Below are 3,525 nucleotides of genomic sequence, written 5' to 3'. Positions count from 1 at the left end.
CACGATGTGAGGTCTATGACAGCCGCACCTTTTGAGAGTCTGCCGGGAAAGGACACGACAGAGCGTTTCGCATCTCTCGGCATCACGGAAGGAGGGGAGGCCGACCTCCTCGCCCTCCGCACGATCGCCCGCGACCACGAGGTCGAGGTCTGGGTCTACTTCGACGAGGAGGTGGCCCGCACGTCCACCATCGAGGCCGACCTCGCGGCCTTCGAGATGGTCCCCGAGGCCGACCGCCCCTTCATGGAGCTCCGCAGATTTTTCGCCTTCATGGAGGACATCGAACCGGGCTTTGCCGCGGCGATGGAGACGGAACCGGTCACAGCAAAGGTCGTCGCCGTCGGGGACCGCGAGGCCTACTGCGCCTGCGTGCTCGTGCCGCGGCCGTACGTGAAGGTTTTTCTCGGGTGACCGGTCCGGGAGACACCGATCAACCGCCTTCCCCGCAGAGGTGCCGGGGGACTACCGCCCCCGACCCCCCGGTACAGGATAGGGGGTTCCGGGGTTGCGAGCGTCAGCGGGCTAGAGAAGGTCGCCTTCGAGGAAAACCCCGGTTCAGATTGTCGGGAAAGCGGTCGACCAATGCCCTCCTCCGGGGCAGAAGTCTCCCGAGAAAAAAGATCTCGAAACAGACCGCCTATCACAGGACTTTTTTTCCACCCACAACCGGATCGCCAGATTCATCCCGGAAAACGTCAAAGAGAAAAAATATGGATCTCCCCCATGAAGGTTTCGCAGACGTGCCCGGGGGGCGGGTATGGTACCATATCGCCGGAGCGGAGGAGAGCGGCACCCCCCTCCTCGTCCTCCACGGCGGCCCTGGCTGCACGTCCGACTACCTCGAACCCCTCGCCGCCCTGGGGGGGAGGTCGGTGGTCTTCTACGACCAGCTCGGCTGCGGGGACTCCGACCGCCCGGACGACCCCTCCCTCTGGACGCTCGAACGTGCCGTGGACGAACTCGCCGCGGTGCGGGAGGCCCTCGGCCTCGACCGCGTCCACATCCTCGGCCAGTCCTGGGGGACGATGCTCGCCGTCGAGTACATGCTCACGCACCGGCCCGACGGGGTGGAGAGCCTCGTCCTCTCCGCGCCCTGCCTCTCGGCCTCGCGCTGGGCCGCGGACGGGCGGAGATATCTCCAGGCCCTCCCCGACGACCACAGGGAGGCGATCCTCCGCGCCGAAGAGGCGGGCAGCTACGACGGCCCCGCCTACCAGGAGGCGATGACGGCCTATTACCGCCGCCACGTCTGCCGCACAGACCCCTGGCCCGACTGCCTGATGAGGACATTCGAGCGCCTGAACACCGACATCTACCTGCAGATGTGGGGCCCGAGCGAGTTCACCATCACCGGCAGTCTCGGAGACTTCGAGCGTGCCGGACGCCTCCACGAGATCGCGGTCCCCGCCCTCTTCACCTGCGGCGAGTTCGACGAGGCGACCCCGGCGACGACGGCATATTATCATCATATGATGCCGGGATCGGAGATCGCCGTCTTCGAGGGGGCGGCGCACGAGCACCACCTGGAGGCGACGGCCGCCTACCTTGCCGTCGTCAGGGAGTTCCTCGACAGGGCCGAAAGTCAGACGAGGGGACACAATGGACGCACACGATAGTAGCATCGGTCCCGACCGGATCCGTTTTTACACCGCACCGGCGGTGGTCCGCCTCCTCGTGGCGCTTTCAGGCGGCCCCCAGCGCCCCCACCACCTGTCCGCCGTCACGGGGTGCCGGTGGGACGAGACCGAGGAGGCCCTCCGCGGCCTCCAGCGCAGGGGAATGATCATCCGCGAAGCAGGAGGCTATCGGCTCACACAGAGCGGACACGTCCTTGCAGGCAGGCTCTTCGCCTGCGCGTCCGGGCTGTACAGGGCCCTCTACAGCAGGCCGGGCTTTTCCCTCCCGCCGCTGCCCCTCGTGGTCGAGGGCGTGCTCGACGACATCGGTCACCTGACACTACCCACCTATCATGATGCCTTCCACCACCCCGAACATGCAGGAGGCGAGATGAGAGAGTGGATGCTCGCCCGCGGCTATCTCTCGGAGGCAGACGGCGCCCTCCGCCTGACGCCGAGAGGCGAGGCGTACCGCACCTTTCTCGACCGCTGCACCGGGACGATCGCGACCATCGAACAGTTCAACAGTTTTTTCGAGAGCCACCCCCTCGACGGTGTCCCGGAGTTCGCGGTACAGCGTATCGGGGACCTCATGAGTGCCGCACTGATCCTGGACCTGCCGGGGAAGACGGAGCAGAGTTTCGCGTTCTTCCTGGAGATCATCGAGGAGGCCGGATCGATCCATGGGGTCTCGACATGGTTCCTGCCCTTCATTGCCGAGGCCCTCTGGAAACGGGTGATGGCAGGGGCGGAGGTGGAGCTCGTCATCACGCCCGACCTTGCGGAACCGCTCTGGCAGGAGGAGTTCGTCGGCAGGGGAAGGGACGCCGCCGCCTTCCCCAATTTCAGGCTCTTCGTCTCGACGGTCCCGATCACGGTCGGACTCACGGTCACCGACAGGGCCCTCTCCTTTGGCCTGTGCCGTGAGGACGGCACCTACGACACCGTGCACGACCTGGTCAGCAGGGCGCCCGAGGCGCTTGCATGGGGCGAGCGGCTCTTCAGGCATTACAAAGAACACGCGGTGCCGATAGAGGATTTTTTCCGGGAACGGGAGAACACAACAGGATCTGCCTGAATTGAACAGGGACGCACAGGAATATCCCCTCTGACAAACTCCTCGACAGAAGATACCATCAAAACCGTCCTCATCACATCGGCCCGTCGCGCTCTCTGAAGAGGACTGTGAAAAGATCATCACGGGGTGAGAGGCAGATCATCACGGGATGAGGACTCTCGACCCACCATTTTCTCCGAAACCTTAAATGAAATGGCGCCGACTGTTCAGCGGTCACGATGAAAGTCCACTTCAGCGACGAGCAGTTCTCCTTCCAGTACCTCCGTATCCTCGGAACGTGCGCGGTCGGCGGCGCGGACATCGGGGAATGCCTGATGACCGCGGCACGGATCAGGGAGTCCGACTTCGAGAGCTGGCATGCAGAATGGCGGCGGACGGCCGAACAGGTGGAGGGCTATGCCCGCGAGGCCGGGGCCGGCCGCGTCAGCGCCGGAGAGGCATATATGCGGGCATTCTCCTATTACCGGGCGTCGGAGTTCTTCCTCCACGGGGATCCGGCCGACCCGCGAATCGTCGAGACCTGGGGGAAATCGCGCACCTGCTTCAGGCAGGCCCTCGCCCTCCTCGACGTGGAGCACGAGGTCGTCGCCATCCCGTACGAGGGGACCGCCCTGCCCGGCTACTTCTTCCCGGCAGGCGGGGAGGGGCGGCCGACCGTCGTCCTCACCACCGGCTTCGACGGCACCGCGGAGGAACTCTACCTTGACTACGGGGTCTCGGCCCTGAAAAGAGGATACAACGTCCTCGCCTTCGAGGGGCCGGGACAGGGCGCGGTGATACGCGAGCAGGGCCTTGCATTCAGGCCCGACTGGGAGACGGTGATGACCCCGG

3 protein-coding genes and 1 pseudogene are annotated in these 3,525 nt (G+C 65.2%); all 4 read left to right on the top strand.

Annotation, left to right across the window (positions count from 1 at the left end; genetic code table 11):
• Positions 1–411: hypothetical protein (locus PHP59_RS12045; RefSeq protein WP_300167324.1), on the top strand; the 411-nt coding region annotated here is incomplete at its 5' end.
• Between the two features lie 299 nt (positions 412–710).
• Positions 711–1,616, top strand: coding sequence for a proline iminopeptidase-family hydrolase (locus PHP59_RS12040; protein ID WP_300167322.1), 906 nt, complete (start codon positions 711–713; stop codon positions 1,614–1,616).
• Positions 1,600–2,694, top strand: coding sequence for a transcriptional regulator FilR1 domain-containing protein (locus tag PHP59_RS12035; protein ID WP_300167320.1), 1,095 nt, complete (start codon positions 1,600–1,602; stop codon positions 2,692–2,694). Before PHP59_RS12040 ends, PHP59_RS12035 begins: the two co-directional genes overlap by 17 nt.
• A gap of 218 nt (positions 2,695–2,912) precedes the next feature.
• Positions 2,913–3,525, top strand: a pseudogene (locus tag PHP59_RS12030) (dipeptidyl aminopeptidase); the annotation flags it as partial.

Origin of the sequence: Methanofollis sp. (genome assembly GCF_028702905.1) — an archaeon.
Taxonomy (GTDB): domain Archaea; phylum Halobacteriota; class Methanomicrobia; order Methanomicrobiales; family Methanofollaceae; genus Methanofollis.
The sequence above is the reverse complement of the archived record's forward strand: the minus strand, read 5'-3'. Positions and strand labels throughout refer to the sequence as shown.

What these genes read in the sequence shown, in the direction of transcription:
- PHP59_RS12035 (WP_300167320.1), top strand. Translation starts at nt 1,600, where the DNA reads ATGGACGCACACGATAGTAGCATCGGTCCCGACCGGATCCGTTTTTAC.
- PHP59_RS12040 (WP_300167322.1), top strand. Translation starts at nt 711, where the DNA reads ATGGATCTCCCCCATGAAGGTTTCGCAGACGTGCCCGGGGGGCGGGTA.